The sequence below is a fragment of the Pseudomonas juntendi genome (assembly GCF_009932375.1).
Lineage (GTDB): Bacteria > Pseudomonadota > Gammaproteobacteria > Pseudomonadales > Pseudomonadaceae > Aquipseudomonas > Aquipseudomonas juntendi.
On record NZ_BLJG01000421.1, the window covers coordinates 1 to 1,139 of the forward strand.

The 1,139-nt window shown below is 59.5% G+C and carries 2 protein-coding genes; one reads left to right on the forward strand and one right to left on the reverse strand.

Annotated features, from left to right (window positions below; translation table 11 throughout):
- A partial coding sequence (locus GYA94_RS26460) for a DUF808 family protein (protein WP_161893432.1) occupies positions 1-464 on the reverse strand: 464 nt, incomplete at its 3' end.
- Between the two features lie 132 nt (positions 465-596).
- Here GYA94_RS26460 and GYA94_RS26465 point away from each other — a divergent pair.
- The coding region (locus GYA94_RS26465) for a TetR/AcrR family transcriptional regulator (protein WP_161893433.1) at positions 597-1,139 on the forward strand (543 nt) is incomplete at its 3' end.

A 1,139-nucleotide genomic window follows, 5' to 3' on the forward strand; every position in this document is an offset into this window, starting at 1 on the left:
GCCGACAGGATGAAGTCGGTACGCACAGCCCCCTTGATCTTGGCTTTCTCATACGCCACCAGGTCGACATTGGCATCGGCCACAGCCTGTTTGCGCGCAGCCTTTTGCGCCTCGTCGTCTTCTTTGCTGTGCAAGAACTTGTGCGCCAGCTTCTCGAAGCCCTCGAAGCACAGATACGCGCCGCCCAGCATCAGCAAGGGCGTGACCGCCCAAGGGATGAAAGCGCTGATCAGCAGGGCCGCCGGTACCAGAATGGCCTTGTTCATCAACGAACCCTTGGCCACCGCCCACACCACCGGCAGTTCACGATCGGCCCGCACACCCGTCACCTGCTGGGCATTGAGCGCCAGGTCATCGCCCAGCACGCCTGCGGTTTTTTTTGCTGCCACTTTGGTCATCAGCGAAACATCGTCCAGCAACGTGGCGATATCGTCGATCAGTACCAGTAGACTGCTTCCTGCCATGTTTGCCTGCATCCGAATGAGTAAATGCCCAGAATTCTAGCCCAAAGCCGCTGCCTTGAGCGCCCGTCGGGCCCGGTGCTACCATGCCCGATCCCTCTTAGAGGTGGCCAGACACGAGGAAGATCCCTGACCATGAGCACCATTCGCGAGCGCAACAAGGAATTGATCCTGCGCGCAGCCAGCGAGGAATTCGCCGACAAGGGCTTCGCGGCCACCAAGACCAGCGATATTGCGGCCAAGGCCGGCTTGCCCAAGCCGAACGTGTATTACTATTTCAAGTCCAAGGACAACCTCTACCGCGAGGTGCTGGAAAGCATCATCGCGCCGATCATGCAGGCGTCCACGCCGTTCAATGCCGACGGTGACCCGAAAGAAGTGCTGAGCGCCTACATTCGCTCGAAAATCCGCATTTCCCGCGACTTGCCCCATGCTTCCAAGGTATTTGCCAGCGAGATCATGCACGGCGCTCCACACCTGTCACCGAACCAGGTGGCGCAGTTGAACGAGCAGGCCCGGCACAACATCGAGTGCATCCAGCGCTGGATCGACAACGGGCAGATCGCCCATGTAGATGCGCACCACCTGATGTTCAGCATCTGGGCGGCCACCCAGACCTATGCCGATTTCGACTGGCAGATTTCTGCAGTGACCGGCAAGGCCAAGCTGGCCGACAGC